16 protein-coding genes are annotated in these 16,137 nt (G+C 69.9%); 7 read left to right on the top strand and 9 right to left on the bottom strand.

The window, feature by feature from the left end; genetic code table 11:
* Positions 1-4 precede the first annotated feature (4 nt).
* The 7 genes from ACLQ29_RS25725 to rpmH form a co-directional block, all read right to left on the bottom strand.
* Entirely contained in the window at positions 5-976 is a 972-nt protein-coding gene (locus tag ACLQ29_RS25725; protein WP_425774175.1) for a ParA family protein, read from the bottom strand.
* A 605-nt stretch (positions 977-1,581) separates the two neighbouring features.
* Positions 1,582-2,292 (bottom strand): 16S rRNA (guanine(527)-N(7))-methyltransferase RsmG, encoded by a 711-nt coding sequence (rsmG, locus tag ACLQ29_RS25720; protein ID WP_425774174.1) that lies wholly within the window; start codon positions 2,290-2,292, stop codon positions 1,582-1,584.
* A 142-nt stretch (positions 2,293-2,434) separates the two neighbouring features.
* Positions 2,435-3,055: a protein jag gene (locus ACLQ29_RS25715; protein ID WP_425774030.1), complete on the bottom strand. Its 621-nt coding sequence runs from the start codon at positions 3,053-3,055 to the stop codon at positions 2,435-2,437.
* Positions 3,056-3,266: 211 nt separating this feature from the next.
* The gene (yidC, locus tag ACLQ29_RS25710) at positions 3,267-4,262 is read right to left on the bottom strand and encodes a membrane protein insertase YidC (RefSeq protein ID WP_393365062.1); all 996 of its coding nucleotides are present in this window, start codon (positions 4,260-4,262) and stop codon (positions 3,267-3,269) included.
* Between the two features lie 2 nt (positions 4,263-4,264).
* Positions 4,265-4,555, bottom strand: coding sequence for a membrane protein insertion efficiency factor YidD (gene yidD / locus ACLQ29_RS25705; RefSeq protein WP_425774029.1), 291 nt, complete (start codon positions 4,553-4,555; stop codon positions 4,265-4,267).
* Positions 4,552-4,968 carry a ribonuclease P protein component gene (rnpA, locus tag ACLQ29_RS25700; protein ID WP_425774028.1) on the bottom strand — a complete coding sequence of 139 codons (417 nt, stop codon included), beginning with the start codon at positions 4,966-4,968 and terminating at the stop codon, positions 4,552-4,554. The genes yidD and rnpA overlap by 4 nt, the downstream gene beginning before the upstream one ends.
* A 33-nt stretch (positions 4,969-5,001) precedes the next feature.
* Positions 5,002-5,139, bottom strand: coding sequence for a 50S ribosomal protein L34 (gene rpmH, locus ACLQ29_RS25695; RefSeq protein ID WP_007453904.1), 138 nt, complete (start codon positions 5,137-5,139; stop codon positions 5,002-5,004).
* 632 nt (positions 5,140-5,771) lie between these two features.
* Between rpmH and dnaA the strand changes: the two genes are divergently transcribed.
* From dnaA to ACLQ29_RS25670, 5 genes are all read left to right on the top strand, one after another.
* Positions 5,772-7,598 carry a chromosomal replication initiator protein DnaA gene (gene dnaA, locus ACLQ29_RS25690; RefSeq protein ID WP_425774027.1) on the top strand — a complete coding sequence of 609 codons (1,827 nt, stop codon included), beginning with the start codon at positions 5,772-5,774 and terminating at the stop codon, positions 7,596-7,598.
* Between the two features lie 773 nt (positions 7,599-8,371).
* Positions 8,372-9,505 (top strand): DNA polymerase III subunit beta, encoded by a 1,134-nt coding sequence (gene dnaN / locus ACLQ29_RS25685; RefSeq protein ID WP_425774026.1) that lies wholly within the window; start codon positions 8,372-8,374, stop codon positions 9,503-9,505.
* A gap of 40 nt (positions 9,506-9,545) precedes the next feature.
* Positions 9,546-10,418 (top strand): phosphogluconate dehydrogenase (NAD(+)-dependent, decarboxylating), encoded by an 873-nt coding sequence (gnd, locus tag ACLQ29_RS25680; RefSeq protein ID WP_425774025.1) that lies wholly within the window; start codon positions 9,546-9,548, stop codon positions 10,416-10,418.
* A 16-nt stretch (positions 10,419-10,434) separates the two neighbouring features.
* Positions 10,435-11,568 carry a DNA replication/repair protein RecF gene (gene recF, locus ACLQ29_RS25675; protein WP_425774024.1) on the top strand — a complete coding sequence of 378 codons (1,134 nt, stop codon included), beginning with the start codon at positions 10,435-10,437 and terminating at the stop codon, positions 11,566-11,568.
* Positions 11,558-12,172: a DUF721 domain-containing protein gene (locus ACLQ29_RS25670; RefSeq protein WP_425774023.1), complete on the top strand. Its 615-nt coding sequence runs from the start codon at positions 11,558-11,560 to the stop codon at positions 12,170-12,172. Before recF ends, ACLQ29_RS25670 begins: the two co-directional genes overlap by 11 nt.
* A 9-nt stretch (positions 12,173-12,181) precedes the next feature.
* Here ACLQ29_RS25670 and ACLQ29_RS25665 read toward each other — a convergent pair whose 3' ends face one another.
* Positions 12,182-12,406 carry a hypothetical protein gene (locus ACLQ29_RS25665; protein ID WP_425774022.1) on the bottom strand — a complete coding sequence of 75 codons (225 nt, stop codon included), beginning with the start codon at positions 12,404-12,406 and terminating at the stop codon, positions 12,182-12,184.
* A gap of 118 nt (positions 12,407-12,524) precedes the next feature.
* Between ACLQ29_RS25665 and ACLQ29_RS25660 the strand changes: the two genes are divergently transcribed.
* Entirely contained in the window at positions 12,525-13,025 is a 501-nt protein-coding gene (locus ACLQ29_RS25660) for a MarR family winged helix-turn-helix transcriptional regulator (RefSeq protein WP_425774021.1), read from the top strand.
* Here the strand turns inward: ACLQ29_RS25660 and ACLQ29_RS25655 are convergent.
* Positions 13,010-13,564, bottom strand: coding sequence for a hypothetical protein (locus tag ACLQ29_RS25655; RefSeq protein WP_393365082.1), 555 nt, complete (start codon positions 13,562-13,564; stop codon positions 13,010-13,012). The genes ACLQ29_RS25660 and ACLQ29_RS25655 overlap by 16 nt on opposite strands.
* Before the next feature lie 522 nt (positions 13,565-14,086).
* Between ACLQ29_RS25655 and gyrB the strand changes: the two genes are divergently transcribed.
* Complete coding sequence (gene gyrB, locus ACLQ29_RS25650; protein WP_425774020.1) at positions 14,087-16,033, top strand: DNA topoisomerase (ATP-hydrolyzing) subunit B; 1,947 nt, start codon at positions 14,087-14,089, stop codon at positions 16,031-16,033.
* The last annotated feature ends 104 nt before the right edge of the window (positions 16,034-16,137 follow it).

Here is a 16,137-nt window from a genome sequence, read left to right as displayed (position 1 = left end):
CGCACTACGCATTCCGGCCCACCGGCTCCTTGACGCCTCGCTCGGCAATCTCCTGGGCGGCCTCGAAGTAACTCGTGGCTCCCCGCGATCCGGGATCGTAGGTCATCACCGACTGGCCGTAGCTGGGTGCCTCGGAGACCCGGACGTTGCGGGGGATGACCGCCTGGAGAACCTTGTCGCCGAAGTGGTTCCGGACGTCCTGCTCGACGGCGTCGGCCAACCGGGTACGCCTGTCGTACATCGTCAGGAGGATCGTGGAGACGTCGAGCTTCGGGTTGAGGTGTTGGCGTACCAGGTTGATGTTGTTGATCAGCTGGTTGAGCCCCTCCAGGGCGTAGTACTCGCACTGGATCGGGATCAGCACCTCCTGCGCGGCAACCAGGGCGTTGACCGTGAGCAGGCCGAGCGACGGCGGGCAGTCGATGAAGACGTAGTCGAACTCGCCCGGGTACGCGGCGATCGCCCGGTCCAGGCGCGACTCCCGCGCCACCACCGACACCAGCTCGATCTCGGCGCCGGCCAGGTCGATGGTCGCGGGTACGCACCAGAGGTTGGGGATGCCCTCGACCGCCTGGGCCACCTCGGCCAGGGGGACGCTGTTGATCAGGCAGTCGTAGACGTCCGGGATTCCGGTGTGGTGTGGGACGTTGAGCCCGGTGGAGGCATTGCCCTGCGGGTCGAGGTCCACCACGAGCACCCGGTTGCCGTGCAGGGCGAGCGCCACTGCAAGGTTGACGGTGGTCGTGGTCTTGCCCACGCCGCCCTTCTGGTTGGCGACGCACATGACCCGGGTCCGGTCGGGCCGAGGCATGCTCACCTCGCCACTGGGATTCAGGATCTGCACGGCGCGCATCGCCTCCATAGCCAACGGTGGGTCATCCTCTTCGCGCGTCGGGGTTTCACGTGAAACGTACGTGGGGTCGGTCGCCACGGCAGCCAACGACTCGGTCGAAGCGACAGGTGGGTCGGCGATCACCGGCGCGGCGTCCCGAACGGCCGCCGCGCTGGGCTGGTGCGGGACCGCCGGCTCGAAGCGAACAGCCCTCGCGCTGTTACGCCGTCCCAATGTCTGCCGCACCTCGACGACATTGGCGGGTCGGGTCGACCCCTCCGATGTCCGTCGAGCCGCCGCCGGGTCCACGACTTCGGGCCCGGTCTGTTGAGCCGCTGGATCTCCGGCGAACGCCGGCGGATCGCCGTCCGTAGGTCGGGTCGCTGGCCCGGTCGTGCCGGGCGACCAGCTCGGGTAGTCGGTTTCACGTGAAACGGGATCGCCTGTCGACCCGGTCACGCGTGGATCGTCGTACCTGCCGTCGTCATGCACCTGTCATCCCTGCCCGCTTCGGATGGTCGGTCCGCGCCCCGGTCAACTTGGCCACACCCACGCTCGCAACCCAGAGCGTACGGCCCTCGGGAGCGGTCGGAGACCCGCGACGTCCGTCGCCCGCTCCACACTATCGACGCGCGGTCAGCCTACGGCGGACGGGCGCGGCCGGTCCACGTCGGGTTCTCATCCCCTCGTCCATCCGTACCGGTACAACGAGGCAACCCGCCCACCGGAAGCCCGCTGGACACGAGAGGTCAGCGTCGGCGGGGGCGGCTGCTCCGGGTGCGCTTGTTGGCCGCCACCCGCGCCGGGCCGATCATCCGCTCGCGCACGATCTCCACGACGGTGGTGGGCGGCTCGATCACCCCGGTCCCACAGAGGCGCACCGACGGCTCCCCGCCACCTAGTCGCGCCACCACCTCGGCGTGCTCCTCGATCTCGGCGGCCGCGGACGAACCCTTCAGCGCCAGCAGCCGGCCCCCACGGACCGCCAGGGGGAGACTCCAACCCGCCAGGCGATCCAGAGGCGCGACCGCGCGGGCGGTCACCACGTCGCCGCTTATCGGTTCCCGGCCGCTCGAGCCGGTGGCCGCCTCGTCCGCCCGACCGCGGAACACCCGCACCGACTTGGCCAGACCGAGTCGTTCGACGACCTCGATCAGGAACGACGTGCGTCGGGCCAGCGGCTCGATCAGGGTGACCGTGAGATCCGGGCGCGCGATGGCCAGGACCAGACCCGGCAGACCGGCTCCGGAGCCGACGTCGAGGACTGTCGCGTCGGACGGGATCAGCTCGGCGACCGCGGCGCAGTTGAGTAGGTGCCGGTCCCAGATGCGAGGTGCTTCTCGGGGACCGATCAGGCCGCGGACGACACCGTCGGTGACCAGCAGCTCGGCGTACGCGGCGGCCAGGTCGAGACGATCGCCGAAGAGGGTGAGTGCGGCCGGAGCCAGCTCCGGCGGCACCGCCGCGTCATTTGGCGACGGGGCGGAGTCGAGCCGGTCTGATTCGGCGCCAGCCCCAGCGGGTTGGACAGCGGACGGCCCGAGCGGCGTGCCGCCCGGGCCGGTCACGGCGTCGGCCGTGTTGTCGTCGTGGGTCACCCGGTCAGTCCGCCGGCCGTACGACGATGCGCCGGTTCGGCTCCACGCCCTCGGACTCGCTCGCCACACCGGACATGGCGTTGACCACGTCGTGCACGCACTTGCGCTCGAACGCGGACATCGCCTCCAGGCGGACCGGCTCGCCGTACTCCTTGACCTTCTCGACGGCGTTCTTGGCGACCGCGGCGAGTTCCTTGCGGCGGTTCGCCCGGTAGCCGCCGACGTCGAGCAGCAGCCGGCTCGGCGTGCCGGTCTGCCGGAAGACGGCGAGGCGGGTCAGCTCCTGGAGCGCCTCCAGGGTGGCCCCCCGCTGGCCGACCAGGTTCTGCAACCGCTCGCCGACGACCTCGACCATCGGGCGCCCAGCGGCGACCAACTCGTCGATGTCGCCGTCGTAGTCGAGGATGTCGAGCAGCCCTTCGACGTAGTCGGCCGCGATCTCGCTCTGCCGGAACAGGTCGCTCTCGCTGACCGCCTTCTTCACCCTGCCGCCAGCGGCGGTATCGGTGTCCTCGTCGGCAGCGCTGTCGTCGTCGGTCTCGGTGTCGTCACCGTCCACCGCGAGCGTTGCGGTCTCCTCCTCGTCCAGGGACTGCTCGGCGTGGGGGATGCTGGTCTCGGTCACGGTCTCATCTCCGTACTCGCTCGGCCGGACCGTCGGGTCCGACTGGTTTCCCGGGGCCGGCGGGAGGTCGCCGGTGCCCGCGGGCACGTCTGTACGGGCAGTGTCGCCCGTGGCCGCAGGATGCGCGGTCGGTTCCGCTCGGCGCCACCGGACGGCGGCTGCACGGTGCGGAGCGGGCCGCCGCCGGTCACCCGGCGACGGCCCGCACAGGTCAGCCCTGCCGCTTGGCGGGACGGCTCTTCTTCGGGTTGTTCACCGGCTTGGCCCCGGGCTTCGGGCCGGCCACCTTGGGCGCGGTCGCCTTGACCGGCGCCGGCGGGGCCGCCTTGCCCCGACCGAACAGACCACCGGACTTGGCGGGCTGCACCGGGTTGCGCGTGGCCGCGGGGGCGACGGCCTTCTTGGCGGTCACCGGCGGCGGGAACTTCCGCAGCACCCACTGCTGCTGGCCGAGGGTGAAGAGGTTGTTGGTGACCCAGTAGATGATGACGCCGATCGGGAAGATCGCGCCGGAGATCAGCAGCGACGCCGGGATGCCGTAGAGCATCAGCCGCTGGATCATCCGCTGCTGCGGGTCCTCCGCCCAGCCGGTCTTCAGGATCATCTGACGGCTGGTCAGGTAGGTGGTCGCGATCATGATCAGGACCAGGATGCCGGCAATGATCTTGACGGTGCTGCCGGTGGCGCCGAGGCGGGACAACTCGTCGGCCGTCGAGCCGAACTTGCCGGCGATCGGGGCGGTGAAGAGCTTCGCCTGCGAGGCGCTCGTGAACTGGTCGACGCTCCACCCGTACAGGGTCTTGCCCTGGTTCGCCGGGTCCAGCCGCTTCAACGTGTGGAAAAGACCCAGGAAGACCGGGATCTGAAGGAACATCGGAAGGCAACCCATCAGCGGGTTGGCCTTCTCCTTCTTGTAGAGCTCCATCATTTCTTTCTGGAGCGTCTCCCGGTCACCCTTGTGCTTCTCCTGAAGCTCCTTGACCTTGGGCTGGAGCGCCTGCATCGCCCGCTGGGACTTGATCTGCTTGACGAAGACCGGGAACAGGATCACCCGGACGGTGACCACCAGGAAGATGATGGACAGGATCCAGGCGAAGTTGGTGCCGATCACCGCACCAACCGGCACCCCGATGGCGTCCCAGGCGGAGTGCCAGGTCAGCAGGATCCACGAGATCGCGTAGTAGATCCAGTCGAGGCTAAAGTCCACTCTCAGGCTCCAGTCACATCAGCACGACGGCGGCCGCCCGGCTCCGGCACCGGGTCATACCCACCAGGGTGGAAGGGGTGGCAGCGCAACAGCCGCCGGACCGCCAGCGCGGCTCCCCGGAGCGCGCCGTGCCGAGCGACCGCCTCTTGGGCGTACGCGCTGCACGACGGGTAGAACCGACAGCGGGCCGGCAACGCCGGACTTATCCACCGACGGTACGCGATGATGGGCGCGATCAGCACCTTGGCACCGGTTGTCCGCGGACGTGGGCTGGTCTCCTCGGCACCGGTCATCGGGACCGCCGCTCGCGGGGCGACCGGGCGACCGCGATGGCGGCGTCCAGGTCGGTGGCGAGGCGAGGGTACGACGCCTCCGCCGCTGCGGGCAGCGCCCGGACGACAAGGGTGCTGCCGGCGGGCAGGACGGTCAACCGATCCTGGACCAGTGCCCGCAGCCGACGCTTGACGCGGTTGCGGATCACCGCGTTGCCGACGGCCTTGGACACGACGAAGCCGGCGCGGGACGGCGCGGGTGATTGCTCCGCACTGTCGTCCCGCACCGGCTCCGACGAGGTCGAAAGGTAGGGGTCGGCGACCAGCGGCACGGTCAGGTGGACCACGACGGCGCCACGTCCGACGCGTCGGCCACCGCGAACCGCTGCGGCGAAGTCAGTGCTGCGCCGCAGTCGCTGCGCGGCGGCCAGCACGACTGCTCACGTCCCCTGACCGGCCCGGTCGGCTCAGGCCGACAGGGTGGTGCGACCCTTGGCGCGACGGCTCGAGAGGATGGCACGGCCGGCACGGGTGCGCATGCGCAGCCGGAAGCCGTGGGTCTTCGCGCGCCGGCGGTTGTTCGGCTGGTAGGTGCGCTTGCTCACGTCAGGCTCTCCGTTTTCGTACGCGCCCCGCGCGACGGGATCGCCGGGGTCGTGTGGTGGTGTCCAGGCCACCTCGACGGTGGCCTCCGATCGGTGCTGTCCGGCGGTGCGGGACCTCGACGATGCGGGGGAATGCGACCGCGGACAGCAAGCACCCATCACCCTAGCAGAGGGCGAGAAAGCAACCGTTCCAGCCTACGCAGGGGGGCAATGACCGTCAAACACCCCGAGGAGCGGCCAACAGGACGCGCCCGAGGCCGAGGGGTGGTTTTCGCTGATGCCGACAAGGGTGTCGCCGCGTCGCCGGTTGATGGCGCAGGGACAACGCTGTTACCGTGCCCGATTGCGGTGAGCGTCTTCAAGCGCCGGTCGTCGCGCAGGCAAGACCGGACAAGGTAGTGAATCGTTCGGCACGGTGAACCCGCTTCAGCGCCCGGTCAGGCAGGGGGCAGGTCCCACCCGCGTCCGGCAGCGGCCACAATCGGTCGGTACACAGGCTGTGGATAACTTGTGGATGACCACCGGTCGGCCGACCGGGTGGGGTGTTGTTCCACCCGCGAACGCGGCGGGCCCGGGATGGCCGGCTGGCAGACAGCGGCGGCCGGGAGCAGAAGCGAGGGGGTGGCACGACGGTGGCCGGTACGACCGACCTTGCCGCAGTGTGGTTAGCGGCGACCGACGAGCTTGCCGACGAGATCATCTCTGCTCAGCAGCGCGCCTACCTCCGACTGACCCGGCTGCGGGCGATCGTCGAGGACACCGCGCTGCTCTCCGTCCCGGACGCGTTCACCCGTGACGTGATCGAGTCACGGCTACGCCCGGCGATCACCGAGGCGCTCACTCGCCGGCTCGGCCGACCGATCCAGGTGGCGGTCACCGTTCGGGTGGCCGAGGATGCCACGGGCCGACCGGCCGGCACCGTCTACCGCAGCGCCCCGGAGACCAGCCCGTTCGACGTCGAGGGTCCGGCTACCGCACCCTTCGACGACCACGGCGCACGAGCGCACGCCGACACGATGATCCCTGAGCAGTCACACGCGCCCCGGACGTCCGAGCCGGTCGCGCCACCCGCACCCGCGGGTCCGCCGCTCGCGCCGAGCGTCGACGCGCATCGTCCCGGGATGATCCCCGCCAGTCGGGACGGGCAGGAGGCGCTGTTCAGCGCTTCCTTCGCGGAGCCGATGCGGTCGCCCCGACCGGGGCCGGACCGGCGCGGCTACGACGAGCAGGCCGCCCGCCTCGACCCGCCGGGCCCGGACACCCGGCCCTACGAGCAGCGCTACCGGGAAGATTCGGGGTCGCCGCGCGACCAGCACGTGATCCGGTCGATGCCCCGCGACGGCGGCACGGACAGCGGCCCGGGGCGCAGCGGAGTCGACCACCGGGCGGGTGGCCGGGACGATCGCCGGCTGCCCGGCGCCGACACCGGCGGCAACCGACTCAACCCGAAGTACATGTTCGAGACGTTCGTCATCGGATCGTCCAACCGGTTCGCCCACGCGGCGAGCGTGGCGGTGGCGGAGTCCCCGGCGAAGGCGTACAACCCTCTCTTCATCTACGGGCACTCCGGGCTGGGCAAGACGCACCTACTGCACGCCATCGGGCACTACGCCACGACGCTCGGCAACGCCCGCTCGGTCCGGTACGTCTCGACCGAGGAGTTCACGAACGACTTCATCAACTCGCTCCGGGACGACAAGACAAGCGCGTTCCAGCGGCGCTACCGCGACGTCGACATCCTGCTGATCGACGACATCCAGTTCCTGGAGAACCGCGAGCGTACGCAGGAGGAGTTCTTCCACACCTTCAACACCCTGCACAACGCCAACAAGCAGATCGTGATCACCTCCGACCGGTCGCCGCGTCAGCTCGCCACCCTCGAGGACCGGATGCGTACCCGGTTCGAGTGGGGGCTGCTGGCCGACATCCAGCCACCGGACCTGGAGACCCGGATCGCGATCCTGCAGAAGAAGGCGGCGCAGGAACGGATGTACGCCCCGCCGGACGTGTTGGAGTTCATCGCCTCGCGGGTGTCGAACTCGATCCGGGAACTGGAGGGCGCCCTGATCCGGGTGACGGCGTTCGCCAGCCTGACCCGGTCGACGGTCGAGCTGTCCCTGGCCGAGGAGGTGCTCCGGGACTTCATGCCCGACGGCGCCGGGCCGGAGATCAACGCCGACCAGATCATGGCGTCGACCGCCGACTACTTCGGGGTGAGCCTGGAGGACCTGCGCGGTCAGTCCAGGTCCCGGGTGCTGGTGAACGCTCGGCAGGTGGCCATGTACCTGTGTCGGGAGTTGACCGAGCTGTCGCTGCCCCGGATCGGGCAGGCCTTCGGCGGCCGGGACCACACCACAGTGATGCACGCCGACCGGAAGATCCGTCAGCAGATGGCGGAGCGTCGCTCGCTCTACAACCAGATCGCCGAGCTGACCAACCGGATCAAGCAGAACAGCTGAGGCGTACGCCGCCGTGGCGGCGGCACGCAGCCCAGGAAACGCCCGACCGGATCTCCGGTCGGGCGTTTTTTCGGTCCGCCAACTGGACTCTCGACATGGTGTAGGCCACAGCATGGAGGCCGTGACCGCCTCGCCTCCCACTCGTTGTCCACAGCTCGTTGTCCACCGTCGGTGGATAACTACGGTCCGTCCATCTTCGGTTACCCACAGGCTGTGGAGAAACCCTGTGTACGGAGCTGTGGACGCCTGGGGACAACCGTCAGGTTTTCCACCGACGACCGTCGACCTGTGTACGAGCTGTTGAAGGTTCTGGGGATAACGGCAATGGTGATCTTCATCGTCGTCCACAGGCTTGGGGAGAAAGTCGGTGGATTACCGGTGGACAACCGGTGGACAACGGTGGACAACCGAGCGCCGAGACCGGGCTGTGGACAGGCAAGCCGGTTGTACCCCCGGTTCTCCACAGGTAAATCACCTGTAGATAACCTGTCTGAGCTGCGCAGACCCGGGTTTTCCACAGTTTGCACAGGTGCGATGAAGACGATGAGTTATCTCTTCTAAGAGAACAAAAACCAATCATCACCGTTGGGCTTTCTGTGGATCGTGCCGAACGCTGCCCGATCGACAGGTCAGCACCGACACGAACCATGGGGTCGGGCGCACAGCCGATACCCCCGCGCCCTAAGGTGCGATGGGTACCCGCACGGTCGGGCGGGACGGTAGGCAGCGGTCGGCATGAGAGAGTTGTCGCTGACGTCGACGCGGAGGCATTAATGAAGTTCCGAGTGGAGCGCGACGCGCTCGCCGAGGCCGTGGCGTGGACCGCGAAGAGCCTGCCCAACCGGCCATCCGTACCGGTGCTCGCCGGGGTGATGCTCCGGGTCACCGACGGCAACCTGCGGGTTTCCGGGTTCGACTACGAGGTCTCCAGCCAGGTGACCGTCGAGGTGCAGGGTGACGCCGACGGCGCCGCCCTCGTCTCCGGCCGCCTGCTCGCCGAGATCACCAAGGCGTTGCCGGCCAAGCCGGTGGACATCGCCGCGGTCGGCGCCCACCTCGAGCTGGTCTGTGGCAGCGCCCGGTTCACCCTGCCCACCATGCCGGTGGAGGACTACCCCGCGCTGCCCGAGATGCCGCAGAGCGCCGGCACCGTCGACGCGGCCGCGTTCGCCACCGCGGTGTCCCAGGTGGCCATCGCCGCCGGCCGGGACGAGACGCTGCCGATGATGACCGGCGTCCGCGTCGAACTCTCCGGCAACACGCTGTCGATGCTCGCCACCGACCGTTACCGGTTGGCGCTGCGCGAGATCCAGTGGCAGCCGGACGACCCCGAGGTCAGCATCAACGCCCTGGTGCCCGCCCGCACCCTGAACGACACCGCCAAGGCCCTCGGGCCGCTGGGCGGCGAGGTCACCCTCGCCCTCGCCCAGGGCGCTGCCGGCGAGGGCATGGTCGGCCTGGCCGGCGGCACCCGCCGCACCACCAGCCGCCTGCTCGACGGCGCCAACTACCCGCCGGTGCGTTCGCTCTTCCCGGCCACCCACAACGCCGCCGCCCGGGTTTCGGTGAGCACCCTCATCGAGGTGGTCAAGCGCGTCGCGCTCGTCGCCGAGCGGACCACCCCGGTGCTGCTGAGCTTCAGCGCCGACGGCCTGGTGGTCGAGGCCGGCGGTTCCGAGGAGGCGCGGGCCAGCGAGGCGATGGAGGCCATCTTCACCGGTGACGCGCTGACCATCGGCTTCAACCCGCAGTACCTCATCGACGGCCTGGCCAACCTCGGTTCGCAGACCGCCGTGCTCTCGTTCGTCGACGCCTTCAAGCCCGCGGTGATCTCGCCCGCCGGCGAGGATGGAGAGGTCATTCCGGGGTACCGGTACCTCATCATGCCGATCCGCGTCTCGCGCTGATCGCGCCCAGCAACACCCAGATCCACGGAGGTAGAAACACATGCAGCTCGGCCTTGTAGGACTCGGCCGGATGGGCGGCAACATGCGGGAGCGGTTGCGTGCCGCTGGTCACGAGGTAGTCGGTTTCGACCACAACGCCCAGCTTAGCGACGTCCCGACCATCGCGGGCCTGGCAGAGAAGCTTGAGTCGCCGCGCGCGGTCTGGGTGATGGTGCCCGCCGGTGTCACCGATGCCACCATCGACGATCTGGCCGAGGTGCTCGGCGAGGGCGACATCATCATCGACGGCGGCAACTCGCGCTTCAGTGACGACGCACCCCGGGCCGAGCGGCTCAACGAGCGGGGTATCGGCTACGTCGACGTCGGCGTCTCCGGCGGCGTCTGGGGCCGGCGGAACGGCTACGGGCTGATGGTCGGCGGCGCCCAGGAGCACGTGGACCGGCTGATGCCGATCTTCAGCGCGCTCAAGCCGGAGGGCGAGTTCGGCTTCGTGCACGCCGGGCCGGTCGGCGCCGGGCACTACTCGAAGATGGTGCACAACGGCATCGAGTACGGCCTGATGCACGCCTACGCCGAGGGCTACGAGCTGATGGCGGCCTCGGAGTTGGTGACGAACGTGCCGGGCGTCATCAAGTCCTGGCGGGAGGGCACAGTCGTCCGTTCCTGGCTGCTCGACCTGCTGGACCGGGCGCTCGACGAGGACCCGGAGCTGGCCGACCTGAGCGGCTACACCGAGGACACCGGCGAGGGCCGGTGGACCGTCGACGAGGCGGTCCGGCTGGGGGTGCCGCTGAACGTCATCACCGCGTCGCTGTTCGCCCGGTTCACCTCGCGGCAGGACGACTCGCCCACCATGAAGGCCGTCTCCGCGCTGCGTCAGCAGTTCGGTGGCCACGCCGTCCACAAGCGCTGAGCGGTATCCACAACCTGTGTATGTCCACCGGCTGGAACTTGTCGACTTCCGCTCCTACGAGCGGGTGGCCGTCGACCTCCAGCCGGGGGCGAACGTCCTGACCGGCCCCAACGGCGTCGGCAAGACGAACCTCGTCGAGGCGCTGGGCTACGTGGCGACCCTGGACTCACACCGGGTCGCCACCGACGCTCCGCTGGTCCGGATGGGCGCCACCGCCGCGGTGATCCGCTGCGCGGTGGTGCACGACGGCCGGGAGCTCCTCGTCGAGTTGGAGATCGTGCCCGGCAAGGCCAACCGGGCCCGGCTGGGCCGCTCGCCGGCGCGGCGGGCCCGGGACGTGCTCGGCGCCCTGCGACTCGTGCTCTTCGCCCCGGAAGACCTTGAGTTGGTCCGGGGTGACCCGTCCGAGCGCCGCCGCTACCTGGACGACCTGCTGGTCAACCGGCAGCCCCGGTACGCGGGCGTGCGGGCCGACTACGAGCGGGTGGTCAAGCAGCGCAACGCCCTGCTGCGCACCGCGTACCTGGCTCGCAAGACCGGCGGGACCCGCGGCGGTGACCTCGGCACCCTCGCCGTCTGGGACACCCACCTGGCCCAGCACGGCGCGGAGCTGCTCGCCGGTCGACTGGAACTCGTGGCCGCACTCACCCCGCACGTCGCCAAGGCGTACGACGCGGTGGCCGCCGGCCGGGGCGCGGCGAGCATCGCCTACCGACCCTCGATCGAGCTGGCCGAGCCGACCACCGACCGGGCCGCGCTGGCCGACGCGCTGACCACCGCACTGGCCGCGTCCCGCTCCGCCGAGATCGAACGGGGCACCACACTCGTCGGTCCCCACCGTGACGAGCTGGCGCTGGCCCTCGGCCCGCTGCCCGCCAAGGGGTACGCCAGCCACGGCGAGTCCTGGTCGTTCGCGCTCGCGCTGCGGCTGGCCGGGTACGACCTGCTGCGCGCCGACGGGATCGAGCCGGTGCTTGTGCTCGACGACGTCTTCGCGGAGCTGGACACCGGCCGCCGGGAACGGCTGGCGGAGCTGGTCGGCGGGGCGAGTCAACTGCTCGTCACCTGCGCGGTGGACGATGATGTGCCAGCGGCTCTGCGCGGCGCCCGCTACCAGGTCGGCGAGGGGACGGTACACCGTGTCGGATGAGCCACGCCCCGGACGACCGGAGACCGGCAAGGGTGACGCCGCAGCCGCGCGTACCCCCGGGGTGGAAGCGACCGGCGGTGAGCCGGCGGCCGCCGCCGGGCCGGAGCTGGCTCGGGCGGTGCTCGACGCGGCGCTGTCCCGCCGGCAGGCGGCGGCCCGTGCCCGGCGTACCCCCGGTGGCGCGGGCGGCGACGCGGCCGGCGGGTCGGGGCGGCGGTTGCGCGGCTACTCCGGGCCCGGCCCCGACCCCCGCGACCCGCAGTCGCTCAGCGCGGTGCTCAACCGGCTGGTGCAGGCGCGGGGCTGGCAGCAGCCGGCGGCGGAGGCCACCGTGTTCGGCGCCTGGGAGCGGGTCGTCGGCGCGGAGGTGGCCCAGCACAGTCGCCCGGTCAAGCTGGAGAACGGCGAGCTGACCGTGGAGGCGCGTTCGACCGCGTGGGCGACCCAGTTGCGTCTGCTCGCCGGCTCGCTGCTCAAGCAGATCGCCAGCGAGGTCGGCCACAACGTGGTGCGCAAGCTGCACATCCACGGCCCGGCCGCGCCCTCCTGGGGGAAGGGGCCACGCCGGGTACGCGGCCGGGGGCCCCGCGACACGTACGGCTGAGTCGACTCCTCAGCCGTTGCGGGCCTCGCGGGCCGCTCGCCTGCGTTCGCGCTGTTCCCGGGTGTAGCGCTTGCGTTCGGCCAGGTCGCGTTTCCACGCCTCACGAGCCTCGGTCGAGCCGCCCTGCACCGCACCCTGGACACCCTCGGCCGGGCCGGCGAGGTGCCGGAAGGCCCAGCTCAGGAGTCGGCCGCCCTCGCCCGGGGCCCTGGTGACCGCGCCGTCCTCGCTCATCTGCCGCCCTTTCCCGCTTCGCGTTCGTCCGCCCGCCGTACGAGCAGATGGTTGGGGCACCAATTGTTCGTACACCAACGATCGGTAGAGTAGTCACCGTGCCTGGGGAGAGCAACCGATGAACGAACGACCGGATCGCGTCGATCCGTTGGCGCTGGAGCAGCAGGTCTGCTTCGCCCTGTCGGTGGCCGCGCGCAGCGTGGTGGCCGTCTACCGGCCACTTCTGGAACCGATGGGGCTCACCCATCCGCAGTACCTGGTCATGCTGGCGCTCTGGCAGCACGCGCCGCTGTCCGGTCGCGACCTCAGCCGCCTGTTGCAGCTCGACCCGGGCACGCTCTCACCCCTGCTCAAGCGGCTCGAAGCGGCCGGCTACCTACGCCGGGAACGAGACCCCGGCGACGAGCGCAGCCTCGCCGTCACCCTCACCGCCAGTGGCGCCGCGCTGCGGAGCCAGGCGGAGCTGATCCCGGCCGCGATCGTGCGGCGACTCGGGCTGCCCGTGGAGGACCTGCAACACCTGCACGCGGTGCTCACCCAGGTGATCGCCGCCGCCAACCGACCGGGCAGCGACCAGCCCGCGGCGGAGACCGGCGCGGCGGGTCAGGCGTCGGCGTAGACGGCGAAACCACGCTCCGCGCAGCGCCTGTAGAAGGCGGCGAGCACGCCCAACTCGGCGCAGGTGAAGTTCCACTGCGGCGGGTCACCGCGCTCGTCGCGCAGCGCGTCGAGTCGGGTCTCCAGCCACCGCAGCTGCTGCTCGGCCAGTCTGCCGTCGCCGAGCAACGAGCGCAGCACCGTGCTCACCGAGTCGAAGGTGACCGCCTCACCGTGCGCCCGGTGCCCGGCCACGAATCGCTCGATGCCGCTGGCGATCCAGGAGCAGCCGTCCGGGTCGATCACCGGGTCCTCGTCCTCGGCGGCGGCGTCTGTGGCGTACAACACACCTTCCAGGCCGAGCAGTAGATCCACCAACTCGGTGTACGCGGTCGCCCGGATGGTGCCGGTCTTCGCGATCAGCTCGGCCAGCGCCGCGGTCGGCGCGGAGATGCGCGGCAGATCGACGATCTCGCCGAAGTCGACGAACTCGGCCGGCGCGACCGGATCGTAGAAGCGGCCGGTACGCGGCCAGTGCACCGCGACGTTGTCCAGCCCCATCTGTCACCTCTTAAAGAGCACGTGTCGGGTCGATCGGGTCGATCGTCCCGGTTCCGGCCGGTAAAGATCAAGCTTGGTTCCGGAGCGCCGCAAACGTACGGCACTGACGCTCCGGCCGCGACCCCCGACCCGCCCGAGCGCGGGTCAACCCGTTCGGGGACGGCGCGTGCGATCGGGCCTTGGCGTGTGGGGGGAGTCGCGGGCAACGGGGTTCTGCCGGCTACGGACTTCTCAGCCGCCTCTCTGAGGGTGCCGAGTGGTGGTTCTGTCCCCCACGCACAGTAGGATTGACAGTGAGACGAAGACCCGGTGCGGGAGAGGGACGGGGCCGGTGGCCCCAGGTTCATTCTCCACGTCGGGTCGAGCCGATCGCGATCCGCGGGCAACCGCGGCGACCGGCGCGTTCGACCCGTTGTCCGGAGGTCTCCGGCACCGGTCCACGCGCCGACGTCGCGTCCTGTCCGCCGAACCCGCGCCCGACGCGCCCCTACCGGCGCGGCTGACGCGAGAAAGTGGCCGAGGGTGGCAGCGCAGGACAAGCAGGAGTACGGCGCAGAGTCGATCACCGTTCTCGAGGGGCTGGAGGCGGTTCGCAAGCGGCCCGGCATGTACATCGGGTCCACCGGCGAGCGCGGTCTGCACCACCTCGTCTGGGAGGTCGTCGACAACGCGGTCGACGAGGCGCTCGCCGGATACTGCGACACCATCGACGTGGTGCTGCTCGCCGACGGCGGCGTGCGGGTCACCGACAACGGCCGTGGCTTCCCGGTCGACCTCCACCCGAAGCTCAAGAAGCCGGGTGTCGAGGTCGCGCTGACCATCCTGCACGCGGGTGGCAAGTTCGACGGCAAGGCGTACGCGGTCTCCGGCGGTCTGCACGGCGTCGGCGTCTCCGTGGTGAACGCGCTCTCCACCAAGATGTTCGTCGAGATCCACAAGTCCGGCTCCGTGTGGCGGCAGCACTACACCAACTCCAAGCCATCCACGCTGGAGAAGGGCGAGCCCACCGACCGCACCGGCTCGGCCGTCTCCTTCTGGCCGGACCCCGACGTCTTCGAGACCGTCGACTTCGACTTCCAGACCATCTACCGACGCCTGCAGGAGATGGCCTTCCTCAACCGCGCGCTGCGCATCCACCTGCTCGACGAGCGGGTGGCCGAGGAGGAGGACGGCCGGCAGCGCGAGGTCACCTTCTACTACGAGGGTGGCATCGCCGACTTCGTCCGGCACCTCAACGCCTCCAAGAGCCCGATCCACAAGACCGTGGTCGAGTTCGAGGCCGAGGAGGAGGGCATGTCCCTCGAGATCGCCATGCAGTGGAACGAGTCGTACGGCGAGTCGGTCTACACCTTCGCCAACACGATCAACACCCACGAGGGCGGCACCCACGAGGAGGGCTTCCGGTCCGCGTTGACGAGCGTGGTCAACCGGTACGGCACCGACAAGAAGCTCCTCAAGGGCGACGAGAAGCTCTCCGGCGAGGACATCCGCGAGGGCCTGGCCGCGATCATCTCGGTCAAGCTGGCCAACCCGCAGTTCGAGGGCCAGACCAAGACCAAGCTGGGCAACACCCCGGTGAAGAGCTTCGTGCAGCGGGTCTGCAACGACCGGCTCGTCGACTGGTTCGACCGCAACCCGGCCGAGGCCAAGATGATCATCACGAAGGCCTCCCAGGCTGCTCGGGCCCGGATCGCCGCGCAGCAGGCGCGCAAGCTGGCCCGGCGCAAGTCGCTGCTGGAGTCCGGCTCGATGCCGGGCAAGCTCGCCGACTGCCAGTCGACCGACCCGCGCGAGTCCGAGGTGTTCATCGTCGAGGGTGACTCGGCCGGCGGCTCGGCCAAGCAGGGCCGCGACCCACGGACCCAGGCGATCCTGCCGATCCGCGGCAAGATCCTCAATGTGGAGAAGGCCCGGATCGACCGGGTGCTGAAGAACAACGAGGTCCAGGCGCTGATCACCGCGCTCGGCACCGGCATCCACGACGACTTCGACATGGAGAAGCTGCGGTACCACAAGGTGGTGCTGATGGCCGACGCGGACGTCGACGGCCAGCACATCCAGACGTTGCTGCTCACCCTGCTGTTCCGCTTCATGCGGCCGCTTGTCGAGATGGGCAACGTCTACCTGGCGGCCCCGCCGCTTTACAAGATCAAGTGGAACAAGAAGGGCGACGACGCGCAGTACGCCTACTCCGACCGCGAGCGGGACGGGCTGATCGCGCTGCGCCAGCAGAAGAAGCCGAACGCGAAGCCGGACGACATCCAGCGCTTCAAGGGCCTCGGCGAGATGAACTACCCCGAGCTGTGGGAAACCACTATGAACCCGGCCACGCGTACCCTGCGTCAGGTCACGCTCGACGACGCGGCGACCGCCGACGAGTTGTTCAGCGTGCTGATGGGTGAGGACGTCGAGGCGCGGCGGTCGTTCATCCAGCGCAACGCCAAGGACGTCCGGTTCCTGGACATCTGACGGACTGCGGTGGAGCGGGCCGGGCGCGGCCCGCCCCGCCACCGGCGCCCACACGTATAACACACCGGGGCGGGTATCCACCCGGGTTAGGACACACCCCAAAA

Origin of the sequence: Micromonospora sp. DT228, assembly GCF_049841595.1 — a bacterium.
Taxonomy (GTDB): Bacteria; Actinomycetota; Actinomycetes; order Mycobacteriales; family Micromonosporaceae; genus Micromonospora.
Note: the sequence above shows the minus strand (reverse complement) of the source record. Positions and strands in the feature narration are given on the sequence as shown.